The sequence below is a fragment of the Candidatus Villigracilis affinis genome (assembly GCF_016705895.1).
GTDB classification, from domain to species: domain Bacteria; phylum Chloroflexota; class Anaerolineae; order Anaerolineales; family Villigracilaceae; genus Villigracilis; species Villigracilis affinis.
Window position 1 is genome coordinate 58759 of record NZ_JADJKT010000042.1, and the last position, 26626, is coordinate 85384.

At 50.6% G+C, this 26626-nt stretch carries 26 protein-coding genes; 18 read left to right on the forward strand and 8 right to left on the reverse strand.

The annotated features are described in order from the left end of the window. Nucleotides 1-110: 110 nt before the first annotated feature. The 7 genes from IPI86_RS24650 to IPI86_RS24680 form a co-directional block, all read right to left on the reverse strand. Entirely contained in the window at nt 111-965 is an 855-nt protein-coding gene (locus IPI86_RS24650; protein ID WP_345300694.1) for a class I SAM-dependent methyltransferase, read from the reverse strand. Nucleotides 966-967: 2 nt separating this feature from the next. Beyond that, the gene (locus IPI86_RS24655) at nt 968-1786 is read right to left on the reverse strand and encodes a DUF6544 family protein (protein ID WP_345300695.1); all 819 of its coding nucleotides are present in this window, start codon (nt 1784-1786) and stop codon (nt 968-970) included. Nucleotides 1787-1963: 177 nt separating this feature from the next. After that, nucleotides 1964-2521 carry a hypothetical protein gene (locus IPI86_RS24660; RefSeq protein ID WP_345300696.1) on the reverse strand — a complete coding sequence of 186 codons (558 nt, stop codon included), beginning with the start codon at nt 2519-2521 and terminating at the stop codon, nt 1964-1966. A gap of 19 nt (nt 2522-2540) precedes the next feature. After that, nucleotides 2541-2924: a response regulator transcription factor gene (locus tag IPI86_RS24665; RefSeq protein ID WP_345300697.1), complete on the reverse strand. Its 384-nt coding sequence runs from the start codon at nt 2922-2924 to the stop codon at nt 2541-2543. 132 nt (nt 2925-3056) lie between these two features. Next, nucleotides 3057-3683 (reverse strand): response regulator transcription factor, encoded by a 627-nt coding sequence (locus tag IPI86_RS24670; protein WP_345300698.1) that lies wholly within the window; start codon nt 3681-3683, stop codon nt 3057-3059. Nucleotides 3684-3704: 21 nt separating this feature from the next. After that, complete coding sequence (locus tag IPI86_RS24675; protein WP_345300699.1) at nt 3705-4631, reverse strand: histidine kinase; 927 nt, start codon at nt 4629-4631, stop codon at nt 3705-3707. Continuing rightward, on the reverse strand, nt 4609-7593 hold the full coding sequence (locus tag IPI86_RS24680) for a two-component regulator propeller domain-containing protein (protein ID WP_345300700.1): 2985 nt from the start codon (nt 7591-7593) through the stop codon (nt 4609-4611). The genes IPI86_RS24675 and IPI86_RS24680 overlap by 23 nt, the downstream gene beginning before the upstream one ends. 139 nt (nt 7594-7732) lie before the next feature. Here IPI86_RS24680 and IPI86_RS24685 point away from each other — a divergent pair, with 139 nt between their 5' ends. The 12 genes from IPI86_RS24685 (at nt 7733) to IPI86_RS24740 (ending at nt 17480) form a co-directional block, all read left to right on the forward strand. Then, the gene (locus tag IPI86_RS24685; RefSeq protein WP_345300701.1) at nt 7733-8932 is read left to right on the forward strand and encodes an aminotransferase class V-fold PLP-dependent enzyme; all 1200 of its coding nucleotides are present in this window, start codon (nt 7733-7735) and stop codon (nt 8930-8932) included. A 205-nt stretch (nt 8933-9137) separates the two neighbouring features. After that, on the forward strand, nt 9138-10214 hold the full coding sequence (locus IPI86_RS24690) for a CAP domain-containing protein (RefSeq protein ID WP_345300702.1): 1077 nt from the start codon (nt 9138-9140) through the stop codon (nt 10212-10214). A gap of 190 nt (nt 10215-10404) precedes the next feature. Further along, the gene (locus tag IPI86_RS24695; RefSeq protein WP_345300703.1) at nt 10405-11286 is read left to right on the forward strand and encodes a patatin-like phospholipase family protein; all 882 of its coding nucleotides are present in this window, start codon (nt 10405-10407) and stop codon (nt 11284-11286) included. After that, on the forward strand, nt 11283-11510 hold the full coding sequence (locus tag IPI86_RS24700) for a hypothetical protein (protein ID WP_345300704.1): 228 nt from the start codon (nt 11283-11285) through the stop codon (nt 11508-11510). The genes IPI86_RS24695 and IPI86_RS24700 overlap by 4 nt, the downstream gene beginning before the upstream one ends. Further along, entirely contained in the window at nt 11494-12153 is a 660-nt protein-coding gene (locus IPI86_RS24705; protein WP_345300705.1) for a hypothetical protein, read from the forward strand. Before IPI86_RS24700 ends, IPI86_RS24705 begins: the two co-directional genes overlap by 17 nt. A 135-nt stretch (nt 12154-12288) precedes the next feature. Beyond that, nucleotides 12289-13425 carry a L,D-transpeptidase gene (locus tag IPI86_RS24710; protein WP_345300706.1) on the forward strand — a complete coding sequence of 379 codons (1137 nt, stop codon included), beginning with the start codon at nt 12289-12291 and terminating at the stop codon, nt 13423-13425. A gap of 85 nt (nt 13426-13510) precedes the next feature. Then, nucleotides 13511-14236, forward strand: a complete 726-nt coding sequence (locus IPI86_RS24715) for a cytochrome c biogenesis protein CcdA (protein ID WP_345300707.1) — start codon at nt 13511-13513, stop codon at nt 14234-14236. A 78-nt stretch (nt 14237-14314) separates the two neighbouring features. After that, nucleotides 14315-15325: a glutaredoxin family protein gene (locus tag IPI86_RS24720; protein WP_345300708.1), complete on the forward strand. Its 1011-nt coding sequence runs from the start codon at nt 14315-14317 to the stop codon at nt 15323-15325. Next, nucleotides 15325-16107, forward strand: coding sequence for a peptidoglycan editing factor PgeF (gene pgeF, locus IPI86_RS24725; RefSeq protein ID WP_345300709.1), 783 nt, complete (start codon nt 15325-15327; stop codon nt 16105-16107). The genes IPI86_RS24720 and pgeF overlap by 1 nt, the downstream gene beginning before the upstream one ends. A gap of 52 nt (nt 16108-16159) precedes the next feature. Then, nucleotides 16160-16897 carry a YggS family pyridoxal phosphate-dependent enzyme gene (locus IPI86_RS24730; RefSeq protein ID WP_345300710.1) on the forward strand — a complete coding sequence of 246 codons (738 nt, stop codon included), beginning with the start codon at nt 16160-16162 and terminating at the stop codon, nt 16895-16897. Continuing rightward, nucleotides 16897-17163: a YggT family protein gene (locus IPI86_RS24735; RefSeq protein WP_345300711.1), complete on the forward strand. Its 267-nt coding sequence runs from the start codon at nt 16897-16899 to the stop codon at nt 17161-17163. Before IPI86_RS24730 ends, IPI86_RS24735 begins: the two co-directional genes overlap by 1 nt. An 8-nt stretch (nt 17164-17171) precedes the next feature. Beyond that, nucleotides 17172-17480 carry a DUF167 domain-containing protein gene (locus IPI86_RS24740; protein ID WP_345300712.1) on the forward strand — a complete coding sequence of 103 codons (309 nt, stop codon included), beginning with the start codon at nt 17172-17174 and terminating at the stop codon, nt 17478-17480. 110 nt (nt 17481-17590) lie between these two features. Here IPI86_RS24740 and IPI86_RS24745 read toward each other — a convergent pair whose 3' ends face one another. Further along, nucleotides 17591-20041 (reverse strand): tetratricopeptide repeat protein, encoded by a 2451-nt coding sequence (locus IPI86_RS24745; RefSeq protein WP_345300713.1) that lies wholly within the window; start codon nt 20039-20041, stop codon nt 17591-17593. A 136-nt stretch (nt 20042-20177) separates the two neighbouring features. Between IPI86_RS24745 and IPI86_RS24750 the strand changes: the two genes are divergently transcribed. The 6 genes from IPI86_RS24750 (at nt 20178) to ahcY (ending at nt 26444) form a co-directional block, all read left to right on the forward strand. After that, on the forward strand, nt 20178-21323 hold the full coding sequence (locus IPI86_RS24750) for a spermidine/putrescine ABC transporter substrate-binding protein (RefSeq protein WP_345300714.1): 1146 nt from the start codon (nt 20178-20180) through the stop codon (nt 21321-21323). A gap of 8 nt (nt 21324-21331) precedes the next feature. Further along, on the forward strand, nt 21332-21997 hold the full coding sequence (locus IPI86_RS24755; protein ID WP_345300715.1) for a class II aldolase/adducin family protein: 666 nt from the start codon (nt 21332-21334) through the stop codon (nt 21995-21997). A gap of 93 nt (nt 21998-22090) precedes the next feature. Then, nucleotides 22091-23134, forward strand: a complete 1044-nt coding sequence (gene mtnA, locus IPI86_RS24760; protein WP_345300716.1) for an S-methyl-5-thioribose-1-phosphate isomerase — start codon at nt 22091-22093, stop codon at nt 23132-23134. Between the two features lie 15 nt (nt 23135-23149). After that, nucleotides 23150-23908 (forward strand): site-2 protease family protein, encoded by a 759-nt coding sequence (locus IPI86_RS24765; protein WP_345300717.1) that lies wholly within the window; start codon nt 23150-23152, stop codon nt 23906-23908. A gap of 155 nt (nt 23909-24063) precedes the next feature. Beyond that, nucleotides 24064-25020: a carbohydrate kinase family protein gene (locus IPI86_RS24770; RefSeq protein WP_345300718.1), complete on the forward strand. Its 957-nt coding sequence runs from the start codon at nt 24064-24066 to the stop codon at nt 25018-25020. Nucleotides 25021-25112: 92 nt separating this feature from the next. Then, nucleotides 25113-26444: an adenosylhomocysteinase gene (ahcY, locus tag IPI86_RS24775; RefSeq protein ID WP_345300719.1), complete on the forward strand. Its 1332-nt coding sequence runs from the start codon at nt 25113-25115 to the stop codon at nt 26442-26444. Nucleotides 26445-26626 lie beyond the last annotated feature (182 nt).

A 26626-nucleotide genomic window follows, 5' to 3' on the forward strand; every position in this document is an offset into this window, starting at 1 on the left:
GTTAGATGACAATAGGCTCATGATAGCTCCTTCCCGTTTATAAGATACTGCGCTAGATCAAAATCTCCCCCTGCCAATGGGGGAGTTTGGTACTATCCGAGTGGATAGTTTCATTTTTTGTACGTGACAAGCCCGATCCATTCGCTCTCTTGAGTAAATAACGTGCCAGTTAAATCTCCCCAAAGGCTTTCAACGACAAATCCATTTTGCGCAAGTTCATTTGTGATCGCCTCCGGTGTGTAATCTTGAAACCAATTTCGGTAGACCGACATTTTTCCGTTTGCTTCGATGACCGTATATTGGTCAAGCCATATGGATTGCTCTGGATAGTCAAAGCCTTCCTCCAGTACAAGATGCGGACCTGGTTTCCAGAATCCGCTCTCCAATGCTTGCCAGCGGTTTTTATTGCCATGCTTTTTTCGGTGTTCGCGCGTAGATACGTCCAGAACGAATTTTCCGTTTGGCTTGAGCGCGCGATATACATTGTTCAACAGTGTTGTGCGTTGTTCGGGATTAAGCGGGCAGAAATCACCGTAGATCAATAAGACCACGTCATATCGATTTTTGTCATTGAGCTCAAGATAGTTTTGGTAGCGATAGGCAATATTCAAATTGTTTTCTGCTGCAAATTTTGTCGCGTACTCAATTGATCGATGAGAGTAATCCACGCCAGTGACTTGCAAACCCGCACGCGCAAAACGGGAAGTGTACAGACCGGGGCCGCATCCCAGATCTAATACAGAGTCTCCAGCTTTTAAAGCCAGATTTTCTACCAGCCATTTTACGGAACGGTCTATTGTCTCTGGGTTGCGGCTGGCGGCGTCAATATCTGGATTTAGATGTGCTTCCAGCAGATGAACTGAGATATGTGGGTCATCCCAAAATAGTGGTTCACCTGAAGTGAAGGGGGCGGGTTTTTGTTGAAGTCCGATCAACTGTGAGATGATTTCGCCAATTTGTGCCATGGTCACTTTCCTTGTTGCCGAATGTATTCGCTTACATTCACGTTGTATTTCACCTCTTCCAGCGTGAATACTGCCCAAGGGATTCCCTGATCCAGCCAGGTCGCAGAACCGACTGCGCTGAGTTTTGTCCCATCAATATTTTTTCCGTCCATGCTGCGAGTGATCCAGAGGATTTTCTTTGCCTGATCACCAGAGTCTCTAAAGCGCATGGCTTCCATACTATCGAGCAAACCTGTATCGGGATTGAAGCGCATGACGAAATTTTCTTCCTGATCTTTATATGGGATGAATAAAAGAGCTGTGTGATCATCTATCGGTTCCCAGCGTACGCGTGGGTCTGTAACCCAAATGGACGGGAACCATGCAGCTTCTGCCCATACTGCGAGATTCGCTGCCTGGCTGGTACTTGGGTCATTATCAAACGTGCCAATGATCGGAATCTCAAAATGACTGTTGCCATTCACGTAACTTTCGTTGACTTTCATGATCGGGATGCCAAACCATGTCGCCTCGATGTAATGGCGATAGTCCCTGCCAGCGTTGTGGACAAAGATGAAACGCGCAGGCATTTTTATGCCAAATGGACTGATCGCCGCTCGTCCTTTGATTACAACCGTGTCAACAACTGGGATGTCTTCGCCATATACTGTTTTGTAAAAACGTTCCACAGGTGCGGGCAGACCAGCGGGAAGCTGAACGGTTTTTAACTCAGGTGTATTTTCCGGGTAAGGTTCAAAGGATTTAGGCTTGACCTGGAATCCAAGCCAGCCAAGAAAGATCAGTGCTATGAGTATGCAAATGATGACGATCAGGATTTTCATGCGTTTTCCATTTTAGAGTTTATTTGGTTATTTGAAAATATGTTTTCATTTCACGCCCGGCCTATCACCAGACCGTCATTTTCAAACATTGATACTTGGGAAGGATCATTCCTTTTTTTGTATTCATGGACGCGTTATCAGGGATTGAGCCCCTGATAGCACAGAGAGTAGAAATATTTAATTTACTGGCGGCAGGGTGTTTGTTGGGTTATTTTTCTTTTTGCCGAGCAAACCCGCGCGTGAAAGCACAAGGTATGCACCAAGAACAACAAGGAAGGCGGGAAAAAGAATGTTGTTGTCTGATGAAAAGAGCATTTCAAAGAACATACCAAAGACCACGAACAGGATCAACCCAATTTTCATCAGCTTTGCGCCAGACTGCTTTTGTGCCTCTTCATCGGCACGCCAGCCCATTACATAAATGCCTGTGCCAACAAAGAGAATGATCAATATCCAAAAGTAGGACATTGATACCCAATGATGAGTAATGCTTTGGAACAACAATATCAAACCAACGCCAGTGACAATTGACCCGGGAATGGCAAGTGCCGCGGATTCCTTTCCGCCTGCGAACATCATCACAAATAACAGCGCACCAAAGCCAATAAGGATGAGGGGCCAGAAGAAATCCCAGTTCAAGGCGTGGAATAACTGGCCTGTCAGGGATAGCAAGCCGAAGACGATCATGATTGCGCCTCCTATGAGGGCGCCTATGTTGGAACGATTTGTTTGCATTTCTTTCTCCTTTGAGATTTCAAGCTGACTTTGAGCTATTCAAGTCGTTTTTGTTAAGAAGCGGCTTCAAGATGGAGATCAACTTATCAGGCGGTGCGCCCTTGTAAACAAAATCTGCGCCTGCGCCTTTTGCCGCGGCTTCATCGTTCGCGTCCACGCTGAGGAGGACAATTTTCAGTTGTGGATAAGCCTTTTGAAGTAGTCGGCAGGTATCGGGTGCGGGAGAACCGTAGAGTCTCCAATCCAACAACAGCAGGTCGGGTGACGCATCTGCCAAAGTGCGGATCAGAGTCTCCACATCTCCAACTTCAACGATGCCATTCATACCCATCTTGCGTTGAAGCAGAAGAATAAGCGCCTTGCGTGTTGCAGAATCGGGATCAGCAATGATGATACGAATCATAAGGACCTCGCTTGTAGTGTATGACAAGCGAGGTCCCCGGGTATCTGTCTATGGTATGGTCTTTACCTAGCCGAACGGACAGGACGCTTCATTTGACCTCAGAACCCTTCGATCAAACTCAGGGCGGGTCTGTTACACGAGCTTCTGCTCCAGTGCCAGTTTGACGGCTTCCACACGACTATCCACACCAAGTTTGTGGAAGATGTTTGAAATGTGAAATTTGACCGTTCCGAGACTCACCACAAGTTCCTCTGCGATCTCATTGTTGTTGAGACCGTCCACCAAACATCGGAGGACGTCACATTCACGTTCGGTCAATTGCCCACCTGCGATCTGTGGTTGTGCAACGGAATTTGCCAGCACTTGTGTGGCTTCGGGGGAAAGAGTCATCTTGCCTTCATACGCCGAGCGGATGGCGTGTCCCAACTCTTTTGCTGTGACGTTCTTTTGCAAGTATCCGATGGCCCCGGCCTGTAATGCTCCCTGCACCATGTTCTGTTCGGCGAAACTTGTTAGAGCAATAACCTTAACCTTTGGATATTTTTGATGGATCTCGCGTGTGGCAGTGATCCCGTCTGTGCCGGGCATCATTAAGTCCATGAGTACAACATCGGGCTTATGGAGGGAAACCATCTGCACTGCTTCAGCGCCATCAGAGGCTTCACCGACGAGTTTAAATTCCTTGTTAACCAGGAGGAATTTTGATAAGCCGCTCCTGACAACCGTATGATCATCCACGAGAAGAATTTTGATGGGCATTTGTTGCTCCTTGTTAAAAAGCTATAAAACTCTCAGCTTTATGTTTGGGTTTGCATTCCATATTACTTCAACGCAAGTCCCCGAGCCGGGGGTGCTGCTAATATGATAGTCGGCGCCAATGGCTTCAGCGCGTTCACGCATGATGCGCAATCCCAGGCTGGTCGGTTTGCTGGTGGACATGTCGAAGCCGATGCCGTTGTCGCATATTTCAAAATGCAACCCATCCGGAAAAAGGGACAGACTTACATTTACCTGTGTGGCGCGCGCATACTTGAATATGTTATTCAAGCTTTCCTGCGCAATGCGATAGACGGCAACTTGTACCTCAGGAGGCAGTTTACAATCGCCTTCGATGCTCAACGTAATGGGCAGGCGCGAGCGGCCTATAAAGGCTTCACACAATTGTTTGATAAGGTCGCTCAAACGTGTTTGAGTTAAAGCGGCAGGACGCAATTCAAGCAGAAGCGTGCGCATCTCGGCCAATGCACCGCGTGTGAGCTGGCGCAGCTCCTCTGTTGACCGTACTGCTTCATCTACATCCATTTCCCATAATTCTGGCAATACTTCTGCTGTCAGACTGGCGGAGAATAAGGTTTGTGTGACAGCATCATGCAGGTCACGCGCGAGGCGGGTGCGGTCTGCGGTGACTGCCTCTTCAGCAGCTTTCTCTGCCAGTTCCTTCTCTATCTTTGTGCGTTGTTCGATCTCTTTCTGTAAACGTTGGTTGGCGTCCTCCAACTCGTGCGTACGTTCCTGCACCCGTTGTTGCAGGTTTAACAGGTAATCAGCTTCCTGTTCTGCCATTCGTTCCGACGCACGTTTTTGTTCGTCAATGTCTTCGATAATCCCAACCAGATAATCTGGTTTACCGTTCAGGTCACGCACGAGGGAATAGTTGACACGTGCCCAGAAGATACGATCATCTTTATGGCGATAACGCCTTTCCATTACATAAGAAGTCTCGTTTGCCTTCGATCAAATCCTTGAACAGATCCACGTCCATGCCGCGATCTTCGGGCACAGCCAGCAAACGCGGATCAACGTTCCGTAAATCCTCTGCGTTATATCCGATGATCCTTTCCGTAGCCGCATTGAAGGTAATCGGCCTGCGCTCAAGACTCATTACCGCAACGCCCACAGCTACGTTATCGAAAATAGCCTGAAAACGTGCCTGCGAATTATAGAGCTCCTCAGCGGCATGTTTCGCCAGAGCTTCCTCTGCCCGCTTGCGTTGTTCCACTTCCGTTTCGAGGAGTTTATTCATTTCGCGCAATTCGGATGTTCGCTCTGAGACCTGTGTTTCGAGGTGGATATTCTGCTCACGGATCGCATCTAACCGCCACTTGAATCCGCCAGCGAGGAGCACGCTCAACACGACAATCAAAGAACCATTGAACCACCAGGTCTGCCAGTATGGCGGCGTGATCACAATGGGAATGGAAATACCCTGCTCGTTCCAGACGCTATCGCTGTTGGATGCTTTTACATGGAAGGTGTAATCTCCGCCCGTCAGGTTGGTGTAAGTGGCGTAGCGACGATTACCGGCTTGTATCCAGTCCTCGTCAAAGCCTTCGAGTTTATAGGCATATTGATTCTTCTGCGGCGCCTGAAAATCGAATGCTGAAAATTCAAACGAGATGAAATCCTGTTGATAGGAAAGCTCAATAGGCGTGCGGCCGGTCAAATCCACAAGCTGGGGTTCGTTGAACACATCGAAGCGGGTTACAACCACTTGAGGCGCAACGGGGTTTGGCTTGATATCTTCGGGACGGAATAGGTTGAAGCCGTTGATGCCGCCAACGTACATGGTGCCATCGGCGCTTTGGAAGTAGGCGTTCGAGTTGAACTCGTTACTTTGCAGTCCATCGGATGTATCGTAGTGTGTGAATGTTTCGGTACGCCGGTCAAATTCAGCAAGGCCGTTGTTGGTCGTTAACCAGAGATTGCCATCATTATCTTCGAGGATTCCTAGCACAACATTGTTGGGCAGTCCGTTCTTTTCGGTGTAGTGTTTGAATTCACCGGTGCGCGGGTCGAGGCGGTTCAGCCCAAGCTGTGTGCCGAGCCAGATAAAGCCATCGGTGGTTTCGTGGATGGTCCAGACCGAGTCTTCGCTCAGGCTGTTCGTGTTGTCAGCGTTGTGAATGTATCTCGTAAACGTGGCAGTTTTCGGGTCCGTTTGACGCGGATCGTTTAAATCCAATTGATTCAGCCCGCCACCCCAGGTCCCGATCCAGAGGATGTTATTTGAGTCGATATATAAACTGACCACCGTGTTACTGCTCAGGCTGGTTGGGTCTGCAGAGTCGTTACTGTAATTCGTGAATGAGTCGGCGTTCGGGTCAAAGCGCGACAAACCGCCGAAGGTGCCAACCCATAAATTACCTTTTTTATCGGGCAGGAATGTGGCGATATTATCGTCGGCGAGGCTGGCTGGGTTTTCCGGCTCATGAAGATAATGTGTAACACGATCAGTATTGGAGTTAAGGCGATTCAAACCCTTACCCAATGTGCCTGCCCATACCGTATTGTATGGATCAACATATACATCCATGAACAGGTCATCGGACAGGCTGTTGGGGTTTTCGGGGTCGTGATGATAATGTGCGAAAGTTCCAGTGTCAGGGTCAAAACGGTCCAAACCACCGCCCCATGTGGCAACCCAGATATTGCCGCGTTTGTCCTCTGCAAATGCGCCAACAGTATTCGCGCCGAGGCTGGCCGGGTTGCCGGGATTGTTTCGATACAAACTAAATTGTCCCGCATTTGCGGGCAGTTTGTTGATGCCGCTATGCGATGTGCCAACCCACAAAATACCGGAGCGATCCCTGAACAAAGACCAAACTTCGTCTCCACTCAAGCTGTCGGGAAAATATGGGTCGTTCTGGTAGCGCGTGAAATATCCGGGGTCTGCAAGGTTCATGCGGCTCAAACCGTTGGCCCATGTACCGATCCACAAAACGCCATCGGGGTCGAGCCACAGGCTCATTACATCGTCCCCGCTCAGGCTGTGTTCGTTTTGCGGATCGTGTGTAAAGTGTTTTACTTTTCCGGTCTGCGGATCAAAATTATCAAGCCCGGAGCCATGCAGACTAAATCCGCCAGTAGCAATCCACAATGTTCCATCGGGTGCTTCCACAATGGATGCGATATTGTTGCTTGCGAGGCTTTCAGGATCCGATTCATCGTGCTGGTAACGCGTGAAAGTTCCGCTTGATGGATCAAAGCGGTTCAAACCAGACCCTTCGACTCCGCCTGCTCCGGTACCGATCCAAAGCTGATGGTTCGAGTCTTCGAAAATATAAGAGACCGCGTCACTGCTCAGGCTGTTTGGGTCATTCGGGTCGTTCTTGAAATGTTCAAAGGTATCCGTCTCCGGGTTGTAACGGTCCAGACCGGCGAGTGTGGCGATCCAAAGATCTCCGTTTGAATCACTCTTTATAGAGTAGATCGTTCCATCACTGAGGCTTGCCGGGGCTTCAGGGTCAGTTAGGTAACGAGTGAAGGTTTCTGTCGCAGGGTCGTAACGGTTCAGTCCGCCGCCCCAGGTCCCGATCCAGAGTGAGCCGTTTTTGTCCTCTCCCATTGAAAGGATGCTGTTGTGGCTGAGCGAGTTGGGGTCATCGGGATCGTGTTTGTAAATCTTGAACCCGTAGCCATCGTAACGGTTCAGCCCATCCTGTGTGCCGATCCACAGGTAACCGCGGCTGTCTTGAAAAATAGCCAGCCCGGCGTTCTGAGAGAGGCCATCTTCAATTGTGAGATGCTCAAAACGAACGACACTGCCGGGCGCAAAGTTTAGGTCAGCATCAAAAGCCGCACCTGTTGGAGGTGCGGCAAGCCCGGTTGTGGAAGACAAAACAGAGAACCCGAAAACGACAATAAAAAAAAGACTGCGTATGCGCTTCATGGAGATGGCCAACTTCGCGTCATTCTAGCATTGCGCAAATCCCCGTTGCTACTAACAAGTTTCTTAATTTTCAGGACGGATGTAATCAAAATTACGATATGAAGAAGGAACTCGTAATGAAACACTTTCCCATCTCATCATGCTTTTTCAAAAAATAATCTTTTATAATCACTTTATGCTTACTCTCAAACAACACTTCCTGCTCGACCCATCCGTTATCTTTTTAAATCATGGTTCCTTCGGCGCAGCTCCAAGGCCTGTTTTTGAAGCCTATCAAAACTGGCAATTGCGTTTGGAGCGCCAGCCGGTACTCTTTCTTGGTCGCGAACTCGATGGACTTCTGAAAAAATCCCGCCAAGCGCTTGGGGAATATCTCAATACCGATTCTAATGATCTGGTCTATATTCCCAATGCAACCCATGGAGTAAATATTATTGCTCACTCTTTGCAACTCAAGCCGGGGGATGAGATTCTGACTACTGACCACGAATATGGCGCTTGTGATTACACCTGGAATTTTATCTGCGATAAAGTTGGCGCAAACTACATCCATCAACCCATTCCCTTGCCAGTTTCTTCTGAAGAGGAAATTGTCCAACAGTTCTGGCGAGGTGTCACTTCGCGAACAAAGGTCATTTATCTGAGCCATATTACTTCTCCAACAGCCCTGCGCATGCCAGTGGAGCAGATTTGTAAGCGAGCAAAAGAGGCGGGAATATTGACGGTCATTGATGCAGCCCACTCCCCAGGGCAGATTCCCGTCGATCTTCAAGCCCTTGATGCCGACATTGTTTTCGGAAATTGTCATAAATGGATGCTCAACGCAAAAGGTTCCGCGTTTTTGTATGTAAAGCAGAAATTACAATACCTCATTGATCCATTGATTGTGAGTTGGGGATACCATCCAACTCCAGAGACAACTACAGGCTCCCGCTTTATCGACATCCTGCAATGGACAGGAACCAAAGACCCCACTGCCGCTTTAACTGTCCCAACTGCCATCCAATTCTTGCGGGACAATCATTGGGATGATGTGCGAAAAGAATGTCATGATCTGCTGCGCCGGGGAATCGAGCAAATTTGTGACTTGGTAAATATGCCCCCGTTGTATCCTCTCGATTCGGATCTTTATAGTCAAATGGGTATTGCTCCTCTCCCTTTGTCTAATCTTGCAGCGCTTAAAAATCGTTTGTATGATGAATACAAGATAGAAGTACCCCTGATCCAATGGCAGGATCAACAATTTGTCCGCATTTCGGTACAGGGATACAATTCTGAGGAGGATATTGATGCATTGGCGAAGGCGTTACAGGTGCTTTTACCCCAAGTTGCTGCTTAGCTGATCGAATGACACCTGCGGCAGGGGAGGCCGTGAAATTGCTTCGTGTTTCAATACAGGGCTATAACACAAAAATGGATATGAACCGTTTATTGAAGGCATTGTCCGCCTGCCTTGGAAAAGCGTGAGAAAATCTTAATCTAAAACGTAGGGATGCCGTAATTTTGTCTACGCGTTTTTGTGATAGATTTATAGCGGAGTGATCATGAAAAAGCCCAAATTGCGGATTTCAGCCCGCAAAAGATACGTTTCGTTTCTCTTATTATCAATAGCCGTTCTGGCTTATTTCCTGCTTTCACCGAGCGATGGTTCCGCAAAGCCCTTGCAGCGTGAAACGATCAACACTCCATCTCAGCTGATAGATGCGGTTAATAATCTGCGCATAGCCAATGGTTTACCAGCGTTGGCTGTACACTCTGTATTGATGCAATCTTCTCAATCACAGGCCGACTATATGGCCTCGGTTGGATATTCCACACACGAGCGCCCGGGCGGAATTAGTTTTACCCAGCAGTTGCTTGCCTTGGGTTTCCCACTGGCCGGTGACCTTTCTTTGGGCGGCTTTCGCGCAGAGAATGTGATTCAGTCTTCCGGTCCGCTGGTGTGGAATGGTGTGCCGCCCGGCTGGCAGGATAGTCAGCACATGAATACTATGCTTTCGCAGAATTTCACACATATTGGCGCGGGCATCTCACAAGGTACAAGCGGATATTTCTATGCGTTGGATTGCGCTGCCGCAACTGGCAGTGGTGAGATGCAAGATGGTGTAACCACACTGCTGACGAGTGTACCCGGCGGGGCACAGGCTGGGGTCAGTCAATTCATGGTTCCAGTGGTACTCAGTACCGCAAACGCTGGTGGAGATGTACTTCATAAAGTACAGTATGGACAAACCCTGTGGAGCATTGCCATCGAATATGGGACGACGATCAAGGCCATTCAAGCCTTGAATGGCCTTGGCGAAGACCTGGTCGTGTATCAGGGACAGGAGTTGCTGGTTCTAAAAGGAGCCACACCGCCTGCACCTGTCACACCAACCAGCGCTCTAGCGATGGATACGCCAGATGTTGTGCAGTTATCCACATCTGAAATGCCTGTGCCGTCTCCAACTGTAACTTTGTCCGCGCAAACTGCGACTGAGATCGTTGCTGTCGTTGATTCACCATCTGAAGATAAAGCCTCTTCTGGTACGGCTTCATCAGGATTGTTGGTGGGGATTTTGATCGTTGCCGCCTTTGTCGGTGGCGGGGTGGCAGTCTGGCTGATCCGCGACCCGAATTAAAGCGGCCTCTTCACGCTTGCGGAGTTGCTCCTCTAACTGCCAGGGAATGTCATTACTTTATACAGGTCACGCTCCATGCGTGGCCTGTTCTTGTGTATATAAAGATTGCAAACTGCGTAAAAGGTATAATAACCATTCTCAACGCAGTCTAACAAACTGCCAAACTCTATAACGACGAAACGAAAAAACAATGGAAATAACACTGGCATTAGGCGGTGGTGGAGCCAAGGGAAACTCTCATATTGGCGTAATTCGCCGCCTCGAAAAAGAAGGATTTATCATTCGTTCCGTGGCAGGGACCAGCTTCGGCGGCATTGTCGCCATTTTCTATGCTGCTGGGTACTCTCCCGATGATATCCAGAAAATATTTGAAGATGTGGATCAAGGTCGCCTTTACGGGCGCGACCCCGAAGACGGCCCGTCTCTGCTTGGGATTTCGGGCGTCCGTAAATTGTTGAATCATGTGGTGGGTGGAAAGACTTTTGATGACTTGCGCATCCCTTGTGCCGTCACCGCGGTGGATGTGAAATCGGGAGACGAGGTCATCATCTCCAAGGGGACGTTGGTGGATGCGCTTCTTTCCACCACTGCGTTGCCAGGGATTTTCCCGGTGCAGCGCATGAACGGCTGGGAATTGGTGGATGGCGGTGTGTTGAATCCCGTCCCTGTTTCGGTGGCGCGCATGTTGTCGCCGAATTTGCCTGTGGTGGCGGTGATACTCAACGACCCGATGGACAAACCCGTGCCCACCTATACGATTCCCATGCCACAGATCCTTCCACGCTCCATTGTGGAGCGGATTTCACGCATGAATTTCGCCCAGTCCCTCGATATTTTCCTGCGCGCAGTGGATGTGAGCAGCCGCGCTGTGGCACATTTCCGTTTGGAATTGGATAAGCCCGATGTCCTTATACGCCCTGCGGTACATCATATCAACCTGTTGGATAAAGTGGTGGTGGCTGATGTAGCCATGCTTGGCGAGCAGGCAACCGAAGAAATGTTGCTACAGATCAAACGGGCGGTTTCATGGCCTGTTCGAATCAGTAAAAAGATTTTTGGAGCAATACAATGAGTCGTGATTTAAAGGAATATGAAAAACAAACGAACAGGCGCCTGATCATCGGCGCTGTGGTTCTGCTGCTTGTCGTTGGGGTTGGCTTGATCTGGTTGATCTATGGTGGCGGCGCGGCTTCGATGGGATTTTTCTGCCTCATGGTCGGGCTCGTTCCCGTTGTTTTGATCGTTGGAATATTTTATGCTGCAGATTGGATCATGAAGAATGCCGGGCGCAAATAGTTCAAACTTGATCACGTTTAACGATTGGACGTTGAGAGTCCGCGAGGCGAATTCCGCTTCGCCGCGGCTGCTTGTGATGCTGCACGGTTTTACAGGCGACGAAAACTCGATGTGGGTTTTCACCCGCAGGATCTCGACAAATTATCACTTGATCGCGCCGCGCGCGCCGCACCCCACAGACCCAAGCGGATTCTCCTGGCGCCCGTCTCAAGCCCTGACCTTTGGCAGGCCCAGCCTCGAAATGCTTCAGCCAGCGGCTGAGGCACTGATCCGCCTCATTGATGAGTACTCAGCTTCGGTTAAGTTGGATGCGCTGCAATTCGATTTGATGGGATTCAGTCAGGGCGCGGCCATGACCAATGTGGTGGGAATGCTCTATCCGCACAGAGTCCGCAAGATGGGGGTGCTGGCTGGTTTTATGCCCTCCGGGTTGGATGAAAAGATAGAGCAAAAGGTATTGGCTGGAAAAAATATTTTCGTGGCGCATGGCACGCAGGACCAAATGATTCCCATTGACCGTGCCCGCGCTTCAATTGAATTACTTGAGCAGGCTGGCGCACGGGTGATCTATTGTGAAGATGAAGTGGGTCACAAATTGAGCGCGAATTGTCTGGGTGCGCTTGAAAATTACCTGAATGATTAATGATTTCTCACAAGGCTGTTGACGTTGATTTTGTTTGCAGGTATCCTTGCTGAATGTTGGAATGCGGACTTCAGTCCGCTAACTTTGAAAAAAGCGGATTGAAGTCCGCGATCTGATTTTTCTACAAAGGTAAAGATGAAACAAAATTTTTCCCGTCGTGATTTTCTAAAGGTGGCAGGGGTTGGTCTGGGCGCTCTTGCGTTCAAGCCCTACTTTTCTGAAACATATTACGAAAAACTTTATACCCCGAAGCGATTGCCGCAATTTCCTGCTGGGGATATCATCGGCCGCCTTGTGGATCAGACCGATGTGCGAAGCCGTCCGGATAACAACCCGATCCTGAATAATGTGATTGGAGCGATGCCCGCTGATTATTTGATGCCGTGGGGACGTGAGGTCATCGGCAGTGTCATCGGTTTGACGAATCAGAAATATCTTGAAACCCCGCAGGGATATGTATGGGCTTCGCGTGTACAGCCGACAAGAAATTTGCCGAACACTCCAATTACCGAAATGCCAGCGGGGCAGCCTGGTTTTTGGGCGGAGGTGACCGTTCCATATGTTGACCTGACCCTCGAGACCCCTCCAATTTCCCCGTGGATTCAAAGCCTGATTCAATATAACTTCCCGCCGCGTGTCTATTATGGGCAGGTGGTTTGGATCGATCAGGTCCGCACCGCGAATGGTTTTGCGGAATATCGTTGGAACGAATCGCCCGGTCATGGATATGGCTTTGGCGATATTTTCTGGTTGGATGGTGCTGGATTGAAAGTCCTCACCGAAACAGACGTTGCCCCGATCAGCCCGGAGATCGACCCGAACGAGAAACGAATCGTCGCAGACCTGACCTATCAGAATCTGTCTTGCTTTGAAGGGAATAACGAAGTTTTCTTCTGTCGTATTTCCAGCGGCGCGAAATTTGATGCCACAGGCGCACTCTCTGAAGAGCGCGCAACCCCGGTGGGTGAGTTGCTGACCCATTGGAAGATCATTTCATTGAACATGAGCGGAGGCGGTTCCGCCTCCGGATATTCCACGCCTGCCGTTCCATGGAGCACGGTCATTCATGGTGACGGCATTGCCATTCACGGCGCTTTCTGGCATAACGATTTCGGCGAAAGGCGCTCGCACGGCTGTATTAATGTGAAACCCGAAGATGCCAAATGGATCTTCCGCTGGTCGTCGCCGTATATTTCCCTTGCGCAATGTGAAGCGCGCATGACCTGGCCCGAGCACGGAACTGTGGTGACCACCAAGGAATTGAAGTTGTAATCAAATTCCTCCGTCCTTCGACTGCACCGTACAATGGGTGTGCAGTTTTGCTCAGGACGAAGGATTTATTTTTGAGGTATTAAAAATGGAATTTTCCCAAATTAGTGTTGGGCTTGCCTTTCTCGCGGGATTGGCCTCCTTTCTTTCTCCCTGTGTGTTTTCGCTGGTGCCTGCTTATGTAGGGTATCTGGGCGGACGTGCTGCAGGCGGTGAGAGCAACAGCAAAAACCGCTGGATCACGTTCAGTCATGGGCTTGCTTTTGTGCTGGGATTCAGCACGGTCTTTGTTTTGCTGGGCGTCGCTGCCGCATTTGCAGGCGGCCTGCTTTATGAATTGCGTTTTTGGCTGGCAAAGATCGGCGGCATTGTTGTGATCGTTTTTGGCCTGCATATGATTGGTGTGTTTCACCTTTCTTTTTTGGCGTATGACACCCGCGTTCAACAGGCGCCGGACCCGAAGATGGGTTATTTCTCTTCTGCGTTGATGGGTGTGTTCTTCTCGGCGGGCTGGTCTCCCTGTGTTGGACCTGTGCTTGGTGCAATCCTTACCGTGGTGTTAAATGGCGGCTCGATTTCCCAAGGCGCTGTATTGCTCACGTCCTATTCCATCGGCCTTGGAATTCCGTTCCTGGTCGCTGCACTGGGCATCGGCTGGGTGACAAATATTTTGCGGAACTATGCCAAGACCATGCGCTACGTGGAAATTGCCATGGGCGTGATTCTTGTTATTATCGGTGTCATGCTTTTCACTGGTGTATTCGAATTGATCGCGCAGCAGGGACAGTTCTTCTTTTACGATTTTGGACTCTAATTTCAATCCATTCCTGATTTATACTCGGACGGCAGTGGCAGGCTCACTGCCGTCTAAATTAATTAACAGGATCTTTTCATGCTTAATGTAACTCTCTATACCCGCAAGAATTGCAAACTGTGCGACGAAGTGAAAACCGAATTGCAGGAGCTGCAATCGAAATACCCGCATCGCCTGGTTGAAGTGGATATTGAAACCGACTCCGCATTGATCGATAAATACGGGATCGAGATTCCCGTTGTAGAGGTTGGTCCATACACCCTGAAAGCCCCCATCTCTCGCCAGAATTTACAAATGACCCTCGGCGCTGCCTCCGATAGAAAGAATCAATTGGAGCAGGTTGGTGACCCTGATTATCAAATACGTGTCAAGAAAGGAAAGACTGTGACCACTGGAGATCGTGTTTCATTTTGGATCGCAAAACGTTACCTGTTGATCTTGAATTTGTTCATGCTGTTTTATGTGGGCCTGCCGCTTCTCGCGCCGACCTTGATGAAAATGGGTGCGGAACTTCCCGCCAAAGCCATCTATCGAATTTACAGCCCACTCTGCCATCAATTCGGATTCAGGTCATTCTTCCTGTATGGGGAGCAGGCTTTTTATCCGCTGGCAGAGGCGAATGTGGCAGGTGTAAAGACTTTCGAAGAAGTGACGGGAATTGCCCATCTTGATGACCCGTACAGTTTCACTCGTTTTGAAGCGCGTGCCTATGTTGGTGATGAGACGGTCGGTTACAAGGTTGCATTGTGCGAACGCGATGTCGCCATTTACCTCGCCATCCTGCTTTTCGGAATCGTTTTTGGTATCACAGGCCGCCGCATCAAATCATTGCATTGGGTCTTGTGGTTGATCATCGGCATTGCGCCCATCGGCTTCGACGGCTTCTCTCAGCTCTTCAGCCAATTCAACTGGACATGGCTCGCCACAGTCGTTCCGTATCGCGAAAGCACACCGTTCCTGCGTGCGCTCACTGGTGCTCTTTTCGGTTTGGCCACCGCGTGGTTTGCCTACCCCAACATCGAAGAATCCATGGCTGAGACACGCCAATATTACATCAAGAAATTCGCTGTCAACGAGGCTTCGCAATAATGCCCTTCCACGAAAACGACAGGCTTCGTTACTATCGCTTTGACATTTTTTCCAACGCAGTGACCCAAGCGGTCTTCACCCGTCGCGGCGGGGTCAGCCCTGCACCGTGGCATTCGCTCAACCTAGGCGGATCGGTGGGGGATGACCCTGCGCATGTCGCCGCGAATCGCATCCGTGTTTTTCAAGCCATGGGATGTAAACCCGAATCCATCCACGACGTGTGGCTGGTACACGGAACAGACATTGTCTACGCGGATGCACCGCGTCCGCTCGATCAACCCTCCGCGAAAGCCGATATCATTTTCACCGATAATCCCAATGTCTCACTGTTCATGCGTTTTGGCGATTGTGTGCCGATCCTCTTCCACGACCCGAAGAAAAAAGTCATCGGCATCGCCCATGCAGGTTGGATGGGAACCTTGCGCGGCGTAGTGGGTGCCGCCGTCGAAGGGATGCGCTCCCACTATGGCAGTAATCCCAAAGACATCGTCGCTGGCATCGGCCCCTCCATTGGCGTGGACCATTACGAAGTGGGTGCTGAAGTCGTTGCACAGTTTCAGGAGAAATTTGGCACGGAAGCCGATCAGATGTTGCAAACCAGAAATGGAAGCGCCTATCTGGACCTGTGGGCATCGAATTCCATACAGCTTCAAAAAGCAGGCGTGGATCAGATCCAGGTTTCTGGGGTATGTACCGCCTGTCATCTGGATGACTGGTTTTCACATCGAGCAGAAAAAGGCAAAACGGGTAGATTCGGCGCATTAATGGCGTTGCAGGCTTAGGGCGGAGTCTGAGCGCGTCGAAGGATTGGAAAGATGCAGGTAAAATTAGGGTATGAGTAATTTGGTTGAATCCATCCGTAGTCGATATCTGGAAACGCTTGAAAAGATCGCCGTTGCCGCCCGAAGTGTAGGCCGTGATCCTGAATCCGTCCGTCTGGTTGTTGTTACCAAAGCCCAACCCGTGGAAGTGGTGCGCGCGGTGATCGAAGCGGGTGCGCCGATTTTGGGGGAGAATTATCCCGAAGAAAGTGTAAAGAAAATACAATATTTGGGTCAGTTTTCTGCGGTAGAATGGCATATGATCGGTCATGTGCAAAGCCGCAAGGCGCAGCTCGTGGCTGTGAACTTTAACTTTTTACATTCGTTGGATGGCTTGAAACTGGCTGGCAGGCTCGATCGTTTTTGCGCTGAGGCTGGGCGTGTCCTCCCGACTCTGCTGGAGTTCAACGTGGGCGGCGAAGACAGCAAATCAGGCTGGTCTGCTTGGGATGAGGCGCAATGGCCCGCTCTGTTGGAAGAAATTGCCGCAGTGATCGCTTTGCCCAATTTGCAGATCCGCGGATTGATGACCATGCCGCCGCTCGGCCAAACGGCAGAGTTCTCGCGTCCGTTCTTTCAGAAATTGAAACGGCTGCAGGCTTATCTTTCCTCGCAATTTCCGAACACGGATTTTTCAGAGCTTTCGATGGGGACCAGCTCTGATTATGAGGTGGCCGTACAGGAAGGCGCCACGCTGGTAAGAGTGGGCACAGCCATCGTCGGCCCGCGACAATACAAAACGGAGGTTTGATGGATTTTCAGATTTTGATTTTGTTGATAAGAGTGATCTCCCAGCTCTTTATTTGGATCGTGATCGCGTCGTCTCTGCTTTCGTTTTTCGTTTCGCCGTATCACCCGGTCCGTGAGGCGCTGGATCGAATTGTGTCTCCTTTTCTTGACCCGATCCGCCGGGTTGTGCCGCTTGCAGGCTCCATGGATTTCAGCCCCCTGGTTTTAATTCTTGCCATCGATTTTATTTCCCGAATATTGATAGCCATCTTGATTTCTTTGAGTTGAGGTGAAACATGTCTAGAAAATACGTTTTACATAGTGGTCAGCGTGGATCTGCTTTGGCGGTGCGTATTACTCCGCGTGCCAGCCGTAACCAGATCGTGGGTGTGCTTAGCGACGGTACTGTGAAGGTGCATCTTGCCTCCGAGCCTGCAGATGAAGTATTGAACGTGGAGTTGGTGGGTTACCTCGCTGAAGTGTTGGGTGTGCCCCGCTCGCGCGTTGAAGTGGTGGCTGGCGAAAATGGCAGGGACAAGCTGGTCTCCATTCTGGATATGGATGTTGAGACAGCGCATCAACGCGTCCTCGCGCATGTTGATTAATTGATAACAGCAGATAAACAAAAGGAAGATGGCTTCTGTGAGTAGAAGTCTTCTTCCTTTTTTGATTCGGTATATGGGTGCGACGCACTCTCTGAGCTAATAATCCCGTTCTACTCTGAAAGCCCATACAATCGACGATAGATGGTATAGATCTCGTAAATGCTGCGGATGTAATTGCGGGTCTCTTCGAAGCGTACCGATTCCAAAAATAGGTCGGGATCGCCATTTGAAAGTTCTTTCCATTCGATTGCATTCCCTGGGCCGCCGTTGTAAGCCGCCAGCGCGGCGTACAGGTCGCCGCCCAACAGGTCTCGATTGTTGCCGAGATAATGAGTCCCAAACGCAATGCTCACATCAGGTCGATACAGGTCTTCATCGCTGTAGTTGACAGGCCAGCCGAGCTGCGAAACGATCTGCCCGCCCGTGGATGGAATGACCTGCATCAATCCGCGCGCACCTGCACTGGATTTTACAAATCCCTCGAATAAGCTCTCCTGCCGAATTACACTGAAGATGAACAATGGGTCGAATCGATTCGCCTCCGCATCAGGAAGTACCAGGTCGGCATAGTACAAACCGTAGCGCACATGGCCGAAATAAGGCGGCGCCATCATCGATTCAGTGTGTTCATCCAATCCTGCAATGGTAAGCACCTGCCGCCCTGTGAAGATCGCAGAACGATACAACCCAATATCCAGCAAGTAATTCATTAACCGATAGCTGCCCACTGCGTCCATGTTTGTTTCCAAATCTGCGCGCAGGTTTTCAAATTCAAGGCGGGCATCTTCGTAAATGCCAAGCTCCATCAATTCAGTGCCGCGGATGACGCGCTGGTCACTTGCAAGCGGACCCAGTCCGTTCAGATCAGTTTCCAGCGGAAGGTTGAAGGTGAGGCGTATCCATGAATCGGCATCCTTGCGTTCAGATTCCAGGTTTGGCGCGAGGTTGACCGAGATCGGCGCTTGAAACGGCTGCCGTTCCAATAAAAGGTCGCGTGCGCGTTCGCTGTAATATCCCGCAGGGTCACGATCTTGTGCGGCGCGCCATGCATTGACGGCGGCCTCTCCATCCCCAAGTTGCAGCTGCGCTTTTCCCATCCATAGATAGGCGCGTGCCTGGTCCACTGCCAGCATAGAAAGTGTAAGGCTGCGATTGAACGCATCCAGCGCAGGGACCGTGTTGCCGTTACGGTAATGAATGATGCCTGTCAAAAAGGTGGCGGTGGAGGCCTGCTCGGAACCAGGGTATTCATTTGCAACGCGCGCCCAAATTTGAATGGCTTCTTCATACTTGCCGTTGCGTTCATAAATACGCGCCGCGCTCATCAAATAATCTGCAGAGATCTCACTGCTCGGAACCGCTGCGACAAAATCCAAGAGAGTTTTGATACCCACGTTATATGAACCGAGGTTGTACCATTCGATGAATGCTTTTTCACCCCACGCATCTGCCCAGCGCGGATGTGTCGGATAGTCCGTGATGAATTTTGAATAATCCAATAATGCCGCATCGTAATTTCCGAGATCGCGATGCGATTGTGCGCGATAGTAATATGCCGTTCCGTCATTCGTTGGATTTTCGACGAGGTATTGATTGAATGCCGCAACTGCCACATCATATTGCCCCGCGAAGTAATCCACCAGCCCGCGATCCAATTGATTGACTGTGCCGCCTGCATCCAATAAAGCCACCAAACTCAGATAGGAATAATACGAAAGCGGATACTGCTCCACAGCCAGGCGGAATCGATTCAGCGCTTCTTCACTTTGACCGATGGCCTGATACGCCAACCCAGACTCATACGCCACTTGAGCCTTGATGTAATCGTTCGGCGCGCGTGCCGCGATGCCGTCATACAAAGCCAGCGCGGAGTTGTAATCTCCCATGGAGACCTGAGTCGAAGCCACTTTCAAGTCCAATGTGATGTCATCGCCGAGGGCTGGGGCTTGAATGGCGGCCGTGTAGGCGGAAAGCGCGCTCGGATAATCCAGCGCCCCATACAATGCATCGCCGCGCAATTCCTGTACGTACGCATCCAGGTGACCGGGGCGCACCACAAGATAGGACTGCCAGGCATCTGCGGCGGCTTGATAATTTCCCAAACGATAATTTGCCAGCCCCTGCAGGAAATAGGCTTGCCCTAGATTTATGGATTGCGGAAATCCCGTGATCAATGCCTGCGTAGATGCCAGCGTTTCTTCGTAGCGTTCCTCTGCAAAATAGACTCGCGCCTCACCCCATTTTGCAGCAGCCTGCACCAGTGGATCGGGCGAATCGGTCAGCGCGGTTTTGTAATGGATCAACGCGTTTTCATAGTCGCCGTTGAATAGCGCAATATCGCCTTTGTCCACGCGGGCGATGGGCAGCGGGGTTGGTGTGATGGTCGGGGTGGAGGTCGCTTCAGGAGTGGAGGTGACATTCGGGGTCAGCGTCCAGCCGGGGGGGATGGTGGGGAAACCTGGAAGGATGGAACAAGCCGTTATCGCCGTAGCAAGCCAAAGTCCAAGAAAGACGCGCAGGCTTGAGCGGCGGAGATTTGTCGAAGGGTGGATGAATTTCATCCTATTTTTATACTGGTAAAAGACAGGAGCGTCAAGCGGGATAATCCGGGTTTGTGTGTGATATATTAACCGATGTCACACGGCAGTAAATTTTGCGCGATGGCATATCAAAATAAAAAGAGGAAAAAGTAAAAAAATGAACATACAGCACAAAATTTATCATCTCGGACGGTTGATTTTGTCTGCATTTTTGTTGTTTGCTGTTGCAGCGTGTGGAACCAAACCGCAGGAATCCGCGGCGCATGTGACGTCGACTGGATTCGTGTGCCCCGAACCCAGCCCGCGCGTGGAATTTGAAAGCAAGGAAATCAATATTTTCACATGGACGGAGTACGTGCCCGCCGATATCATCGATTGCTTCGGGCTGGTCTACGGCGTGGATGTGAATGTGGATTATTTTTCGTCGAACGAAGAGTTGTATACGAAGATGTCATTTGGCGAGAGCGTGAATCCGTATGACGTGGTTCACCCAAGCGATTACATGATCGATGTTTTGATCCGCGAAGGGCTTTTGCAAAAACTTGACTCGGGCAAACTCGAGAATATGAAGAATCTGGATGGCGGTTTGATAAGCGCCTACGGCAGTACGCTCGATTTTATCGTGCCCTATCAGATGGGAACGCAGGCCATTGTGTATAACAGCGAAACCGTGACCAACCCGCCGACCTCCTGGGCCGATCTGTGGAGCCCTGAATACAAAGGCCGAATCGTCGCTGTGGATGATAACCGTGTGGTCATTGGCATGGCATTGCTCACGCTTGGCTATGATGTCAACACCACCGATGAAGCCCAGCTTGAAGAAGCGAAACAGAAACTCATCGAACTCATGCCGAACATCCGCGTCTTTGACAGCGACAGCCCCAAGACCCCGCTTGTCGCTGGTGATGTGGATCTGGGCATCGTCTGGAATGGCGAGGCATTTTTGGCAAAGCAGGAAAATGCCGCATTTGAGTATGCCTTTCCGAAGGAAGGTTCGATCATCTTCTTCGACGGCATGGGTATTCCGACCAACGCACCGCATCCAGATATCAGCTATGCGTGGTTCAACTACATGATGCAGGGTGATGTCTTCTGGTTGACGCTGGTTGATTACCCATACACCATTCCAAATCAAGCCGCGCTTGATTTTGCAAAGGCGAATCACGCCGAAGTATACGAAGCCTACATGGCTTCGCCCATCACCAACACCCCAGCTGATATTTTCGCACAGGGACATAAAGTGGAAGACCTCGGCAATGCACTTTCACTCTACGATCAGATCTGGACAGAGATCAAGGAATAAGCGCATCCATGTTGAATTTTTCTTCCACGGCAGGTGAAGCCGATCTTCGCCTTGCCATCATCGAATGCGGACGTATTGCTTATGAACGACATTTGGTCACTTCCAATGATGGCAACATTTCCGCACGCATGGAAAATGGAAACATCCTCATCACACCCTCGGGTATTTCCAAAGGCCGTTTGAGCGCCGATGATATGCTCGTTGTCGATCTGGATGGCAATATCATTTCCTCGCGCCCTGATCGCAAGCCATCCTCCGAGACGCCCATGCATCTCGAAGTGTACAAACAAAGAAAGGATGTGCGTGCCGTCCTGCACGCACATCCCATCTTCGCCACCACGCTCACGGTTTCGGGCCTTGAATTTCCCGTGGATGTGCTTCCCGAAGTTTTACTCACGCTTGGGAATGTGCCTGTTACCGCGTATGCAACTCCGTCATCGCATGAAGATGCGGCTGTCATCCGCCCGTTCGTCAAAGACCATAACGCGCTTTTGCTTTGCCAGCATGGCAGCCTCACCTATGGAAAAAATCTCGATGAAGCACTGATCCATCTTGAACGCATCGAGCATGTCTCCGAGATCTACTGGCGCGCGAAGATGCTGGGTGAAGTGAAACGGGTTCCGCCCGAAGCGCAGGCAAAACTGATCGAATTGCACGAAAAATATTTCACATAGTATCGCATCATTGAGTAAACAGAAAAATTATTTTCCACTCGTAATTTTCGGTAAAATTTACTTGTTTATTAAACAAGCGATAAAGGATAAATCATGCGTACGGTATTTTGGGAAAACAACGAACTAAAAATGATCGATCAGCGCATTCTGCCCGCGCGTTTCGAGGTCCTTTCTTATCGCGGACACAAGGAAGTTGCACATGCCATTACGGACATGGTAGTGCGCGGCGCGCCCGCCATCGGAGCCGCCGCCGCCTTTGGTCTCGCGCTTGCAGGATATGAATCCGCTTCCACTTCGACCGAGGGCCTGATTGCTGATCTAAAGGCATCTGCCGCCGTTTTGAAGGCTTCGCGCCCAACCGCGGTTAACCTTGCCTGGGCTGTGGATCGTTTGATGCGCGTGGCAGAAAAAATGAAAGACGAAAGAAACGCCGATACTGTGCGCGCGGCCATTTTGACCGAGGCACAAAACCTCGCCGATGAAGACGTGGCGATCAACAAGCGCATGGCCGAACATGGCGCGGCGCTCATCAACGACGGCGATACTATCATCCATCACTGCAACACAGGCGCACTCGCCACCGTAGACTGGGGCACGGCATTGGGCGTCATCCGCACGGCACATGAACAAGGTAAAAAGATTCACGTGCTGGTGGATGAGACTCGTCCGCGTTTGCAGGGTGCGCGCCTCACTGCCTGGGAATTGGAACAGTACGGCATTCCTTATGAGATCATCAGCGATAATATGTCTGGTTATTTTCTCAAGGCAGGCAAGGCTCAAAAAGTATTTTTCGGCGCGGACCGTGTGGCCGCCAATGGCGATGTAGCGAACAAGATCGGTACCTACATGCTCTCGCTCGCTGCGAAAGATAACAATGTCCCTGCTTATGCGGTTGTGCCCACTTCCACAGTAGACCTGTCCCTTGCGCACGGTGGTTTGATTCCCATCGAAGAGCGCAACACCGACGAGGTCCTCGGCATTCAATTTCAGGGCGAGCCAATCGCGCCGAAAAATGCCAAAGCGCGCAACCCAGCTTTCGACGTCACACCGAATCGCCTGCTTAGTGGAATCGTTACTGAAAACGGCGTGGTCTATCCGCCGTTCGATGTCAACTTGAAGAAAGTCGTCAAAGAATAGAAAGGTTTGTTTCATATGTTATTTCAATCGCCCACGCCCACTCGTTTTGACTTGAATTTCTCCTTCTTTGGGATTCCCGTGCGCGTCCATCCGTTGTTTTGGGTGATCGCCGTTTTGTTCGGGTCTTCCTCTGGCGGGATCGTGCAGTTGGTGACCTGGGTGGTGGTCGTGTTTGTCTCGATCCTGATCCACGAATTGGGGCATGCGCTGGCGATGCGGCGTTATGGAATTTCGTCGAACATCATCCTGCATTTTTCAGGCGGGTTGACCGTGCCCGAATCCATGCGTTGGGGGAGCGGTTTGGCCAGTGTTGCGCTCACGCCGAATCAGGAGATCTTCATTTCGTTGGCTGGCCCTTTCTCGGGGTTTTTGCTGGCAGCCTTTGCGATCATGGGGACTCTCGTTGTGGGTGGTTCAGTGACGATGGGCACGTTACTTCTGGTACTCCCGGTACCCGTGAATGTTGTCCTGCCATTTGGCGTTGCCGTTCTCAACTCGTTCGTGTTGAACCTGTTATGGGTCAATATCTTTTGGGGCATCTTCAACCTTGTGCCTGTCTATCCCCTTGATGGCGGCCATGTAACTCGATATGTATTGCTCAAAGCGGACCCGTTGAATGGAGTGCGCAAATCGCTTTGGGTTTCGGTGATCGCAGGCATCTCTTTTGCCTTGATCGGTTTCTTCCTGCTGGGCAGCACCTACATGGCGATCCTGTTCGCGTTTCTCGCATTCCAAAGTTATCAAGCATTGCAAAGCAGCGTCGGTGGATATTAAAGGCTGTAATCATTTTTCTGAAAAATTTCTTTACAATCCGCTTGTCCCGTGTTAAACTTTGCCCGCTTTCAGTGCGCTCTCGCGAGAGGGCGCATTTTTCTGCGTAATTTTTCCTTTAGCGAAAAATGGCGCAAATTTTTTTCAAGGAAATAAAGATGGACATTCTTCTCACTGGTTCTGTTGCCTACGATTATTTGATGACCTTCCCAGGTCTTTTCAAGGAACAAATTCTTCCCGAACGTCTGGCCTCGATCAGCCTTTCCTTCCTCGTTGAATCCATGTCGAAGCAGCGCGGCGGCATTGCCCCGAATATTGCGTACACCATGGCTCTGCTCGGCGAAAAACCGCGTGTGATGGCAACCGTCGGCGAGGATTTCGGCGACTATCGCACCTGGCTTGACTCAAAAGGCGTGGATACGACGCTGATGCAAGTGGTGCCTGGATTATTCACTGCCTCGTTCTTTGCGACGACCGATCAGGCCTCTGCTCAAATTGCATCGTTCTACCCCGGAGCAATGGGGCACTCCGCCACCCAATCCATCAAGGAACTGGGCAAGAAGCCCGACCTTGTCATCGTTTCTCCCAGCGCACCCGATGCGATGATGAAATTCCCCGCTGAATGCCGTGAGTTGGGCATCCCTTATTTATACGATCCCAGCCAGCAGGTGCTGCGCCTCGAAGGGCATGAACTCGCCCGCGACATGGAAGGCGCATATTTCCTCTTCTGCAATGACTATGAATTCGGTTTGATCTCAAAGAAGACAGGCTGGAGCCTGGATCAGATTCTGGAGCACGTGAAGGTGCTGGTCATCACACGCGGCAAGGATGGCGCTGACCTGTATTCAGATGGTGACTCGGTTCACATCCCAACTGTCCCTGAGGATGAGATCGTCGATCCCACAGGCGTAGGCGATGCCTTCCGCGGCGGATTCCTCGCAGGCTATTCCCACGGCTTCGATTGGAAATTGTGCGGTGAGATCGGTTCGCTTTCCGCCGTATACTGTCTTGAACAGCGCGGCACGCAGAACCATTCCTACACTCCCGCCGAATTTGTAAAACGCTTCCGCCAGCATTTTGACGATGGCGGCAAGTTGGATGTATTCTTAAAGTAAAATATAAGCGCGGACTTTTAGTCCGCAAGCCTAAAACAATAATGGTGTTGTGGACTGAAGTCCGCGATCCGAATAGCACATAAAGGAGCAATATGAATAATTACGATATCAAAGATTTGAATCAAGCCGAAGGTGGCCGTCGCCGCATTGATTGGGCGGAACGCGAAATGCCAGTCCTTCGTTCCATCCGCGAGCGCTTCAAGAAGGAGAAACCCCTCAAGGGTTTGCGCCTTTCCTGCTGTTTGCATGTGACCACCGAAACCGCGAACCTGATGATTACCCTGCAGGAGGGCGGCGCAGACATCGTTCTCACTGCCTCGAACCCGCTTTCCACTCAGGATGATGTAGCCGCCGCTTTGGTGAATCAATACGAAATTCCTGTCTATGCCATCAAGGGCGAAGACAAAGTTACCTACTTCAAGCACATCCGCGCCGCGTTGGAGCATATGCCTCACATGACCCAGGACGATGGCGCTGACCTCGTTTCTTCATTGTTCTTCATCGAAATGGGACGTTTCGAAAAACTCGAGCCTTCCCTCGCTTCATGGGCACAAGGCCTGAGCGAAGCGGAACGCAAGCAGATGCTTAAGAACGTCATTGGCGGTACCGAAGAGACCACCACGGGCGTCATCCGCTTGAAGGCGATGGAAGCTGACAAAGTTTTGAAATTCCCCGTCATCGCAGTGAACGATGCGTTGACCAAGCATCTGTTCGATAATCGCTACGGCACTGGCCAATCCACCGTGGACGGCATCATCCGCGCGACCAACGTATTACTGGCTGGCAAGAACTTCGTCGTCGCTGGCTACGGCTGGTGCGGACGTGGTCTCGCCTCCCGCGCACGCGGCATGGGCGCTCAGGTCATCGTGACCGAGATCGACCCGATGAAGGCACTCGAAGCGGTCATGGACGGCTATCAGGTCATGCCGATGATGGACGCCTCCAGGATCGGCGACATCTTCTGCACCGTCACAGGCGACTTGAATGTGATCGACAAGAAACACTTTGAAGTGATGAAAGATGGCGCGCTCGTTGCCAACTCCGGTCACTTCAATGTTGAGATCAACATTCCTTCGCTCGCTGACATGAGCGTGGGCGAACCGAATCGTGTCCGCCCGTTCGTTGACCAGTATCTCACCAAGGATGGCCGCAAGATCAACATCCTCGGCGAAGGCCGCCTCATCAACCTCGCTTCCGCCGAAGGCCACCCCGCCTCCGTGATGGACATGTCCTTTGCGAACCAGGCACTCTCCGCCGAATACATGGCGAAGAACGCCGACAAGCTCGAAAAGAAGGTGTACTCCGTCCCGACCGATATTGACAACGAGATCGCCCGCCTCAAGCTCGAATCGATGGGTGTTAGGATCGACATCCTTTCCGATGAGCAGTTGCACTATCTGAATTCCTGGGAAGAAGGCACCTAAGTCAGCTTCGATTTTGGAGTTGCAATTTGGTCCCGCGAAGAAATTCGCGGGGCTTTTTTATTTAATTGTGATGTTCGTCGTGATACCCGGCAGTGTCAATAATGCTACAATGAATTCACGCAAACTTTATAAAAACATGTTCAGGTAATTTGTTTTTTTTCACTTTTCTCGGGAGGGAAAAT

What these genes read in the sequence shown, in the direction of transcription:
- IPI86_RS24730 (WP_345300710.1), top strand. Translation starts at nt 16,160, where the DNA reads ATGAGTAATTTGGTTGAATCCATCCGTAGTCGATATCTGGAAACGCTT.
- IPI86_RS24660 (WP_345300696.1), bottom strand. Translation starts at nt 2,521, where the DNA reads ATGCAAACAAATCGTTCCAACATAGGCGCCCTCATAGGAGGCGCAATC.
- IPI86_RS24740 (WP_345300712.1), top strand. Translation starts at nt 17,172, where the DNA reads ATGTCTAGAAAATACGTTTTACATAGTGGTCAGCGTGGATCTGCTTTG.
- IPI86_RS24735 (WP_345300711.1), top strand. Translation starts at nt 16,897, where the DNA reads ATGGATTTTCAGATTTTGATTTTGTTGATAAGAGTGATCTCCCAGCTC.
- pgeF (WP_345300709.1), top strand. Translation starts at nt 15,325, where the DNA reads ATGCCCTTCCACGAAAACGACAGGCTTCGTTACTATCGCTTTGACATT.
- IPI86_RS24715 (WP_345300707.1), top strand. Translation starts at nt 13,511, where the DNA reads ATGGAATTTTCCCAAATTAGTGTTGGGCTTGCCTTTCTCGCGGGATTG.
- ahcY (WP_345300719.1), top strand. Translation starts at nt 25,113, where the DNA reads ATGAATAATTACGATATCAAAGATTTGAATCAAGCCGAAGGTGGCCGT.
- IPI86_RS24655 (WP_345300695.1), bottom strand. Translation starts at nt 1,786, where the DNA reads ATGAAAATCCTGATCGTCATCATTTGCATACTCATAGCACTGATCTTT.
- IPI86_RS24690 (WP_345300702.1), top strand. Translation starts at nt 9,138, where the DNA reads ATGAAAAAGCCCAAATTGCGGATTTCAGCCCGCAAAAGATACGTTTCG.
- IPI86_RS24770 (WP_345300718.1), top strand. Translation starts at nt 24,064, where the DNA reads ATGGACATTCTTCTCACTGGTTCTGTTGCCTACGATTATTTGATGACC.
- IPI86_RS24710 (WP_345300706.1), top strand. Translation starts at nt 12,289, where the DNA reads ATGAAACAAAATTTTTCCCGTCGTGATTTTCTAAAGGTGGCAGGGGTT.
- mtnA (WP_345300716.1), top strand. Translation starts at nt 22,091, where the DNA reads ATGCGTACGGTATTTTGGGAAAACAACGAACTAAAAATGATCGATCAG.
- IPI86_RS24755 (WP_345300715.1), top strand. Translation starts at nt 21,332, where the DNA reads ATGTTGAATTTTTCTTCCACGGCAGGTGAAGCCGATCTTCGCCTTGCC.
- IPI86_RS24685 (WP_345300701.1), top strand. Translation starts at nt 7,733, where the DNA reads ATGCTTTTTCAAAAAATAATCTTTTATAATCACTTTATGCTTACTCTC.
- IPI86_RS24765 (WP_345300717.1), top strand. Translation starts at nt 23,150, where the DNA reads ATGTTATTTCAATCGCCCACGCCCACTCGTTTTGACTTGAATTTCTCC.
- IPI86_RS24700 (WP_345300704.1), top strand. Translation starts at nt 11,283, where the DNA reads ATGAGTCGTGATTTAAAGGAATATGAAAAACAAACGAACAGGCGCCTG.
- IPI86_RS24695 (WP_345300703.1), top strand. Translation starts at nt 10,405, where the DNA reads ATGGAAATAACACTGGCATTAGGCGGTGGTGGAGCCAAGGGAAACTCT.
- IPI86_RS24675 (WP_345300699.1), bottom strand. Translation starts at nt 4,631, where the DNA reads ATGGAAAGGCGTTATCGCCATAAAGATGATCGTATCTTCTGGGCACGT.
- IPI86_RS24665 (WP_345300697.1), bottom strand. Translation starts at nt 2,924, where the DNA reads ATGATTCGTATCATCATTGCTGATCCCGATTCTGCAACACGCAAGGCG.
- IPI86_RS24680 (WP_345300700.1), bottom strand. Translation starts at nt 7,593, where the DNA reads ATGAAGCGCATACGCAGTCTTTTTTTTATTGTCGTTTTCGGGTTCTCT.
- IPI86_RS24705 (WP_345300705.1), top strand. Translation starts at nt 11,494, where the DNA reads ATGCCGGGCGCAAATAGTTCAAACTTGATCACGTTTAACGATTGGACG.
- IPI86_RS24720 (WP_345300708.1), top strand. Translation starts at nt 14,315, where the DNA reads ATGCTTAATGTAACTCTCTATACCCGCAAGAATTGCAAACTGTGCGAC.
- IPI86_RS24750 (WP_345300714.1), top strand. Translation starts at nt 20,178, where the DNA reads ATGAACATACAGCACAAAATTTATCATCTCGGACGGTTGATTTTGTCT.
- IPI86_RS24670 (WP_345300698.1), bottom strand. Translation starts at nt 3,683, where the DNA reads ATGCCCATCAAAATTCTTCTCGTGGATGATCATACGGTTGTCAGGAGC.
- IPI86_RS24745 (WP_345300713.1), bottom strand. Translation starts at nt 20,041, where the DNA reads ATGAAATTCATCCACCCTTCGACAAATCTCCGCCGCTCAAGCCTGCGC.
- IPI86_RS24650 (WP_345300694.1), bottom strand. Translation starts at nt 965, where the DNA reads ATGGCACAAATTGGCGAAATCATCTCACAGTTGATCGGACTTCAACAA.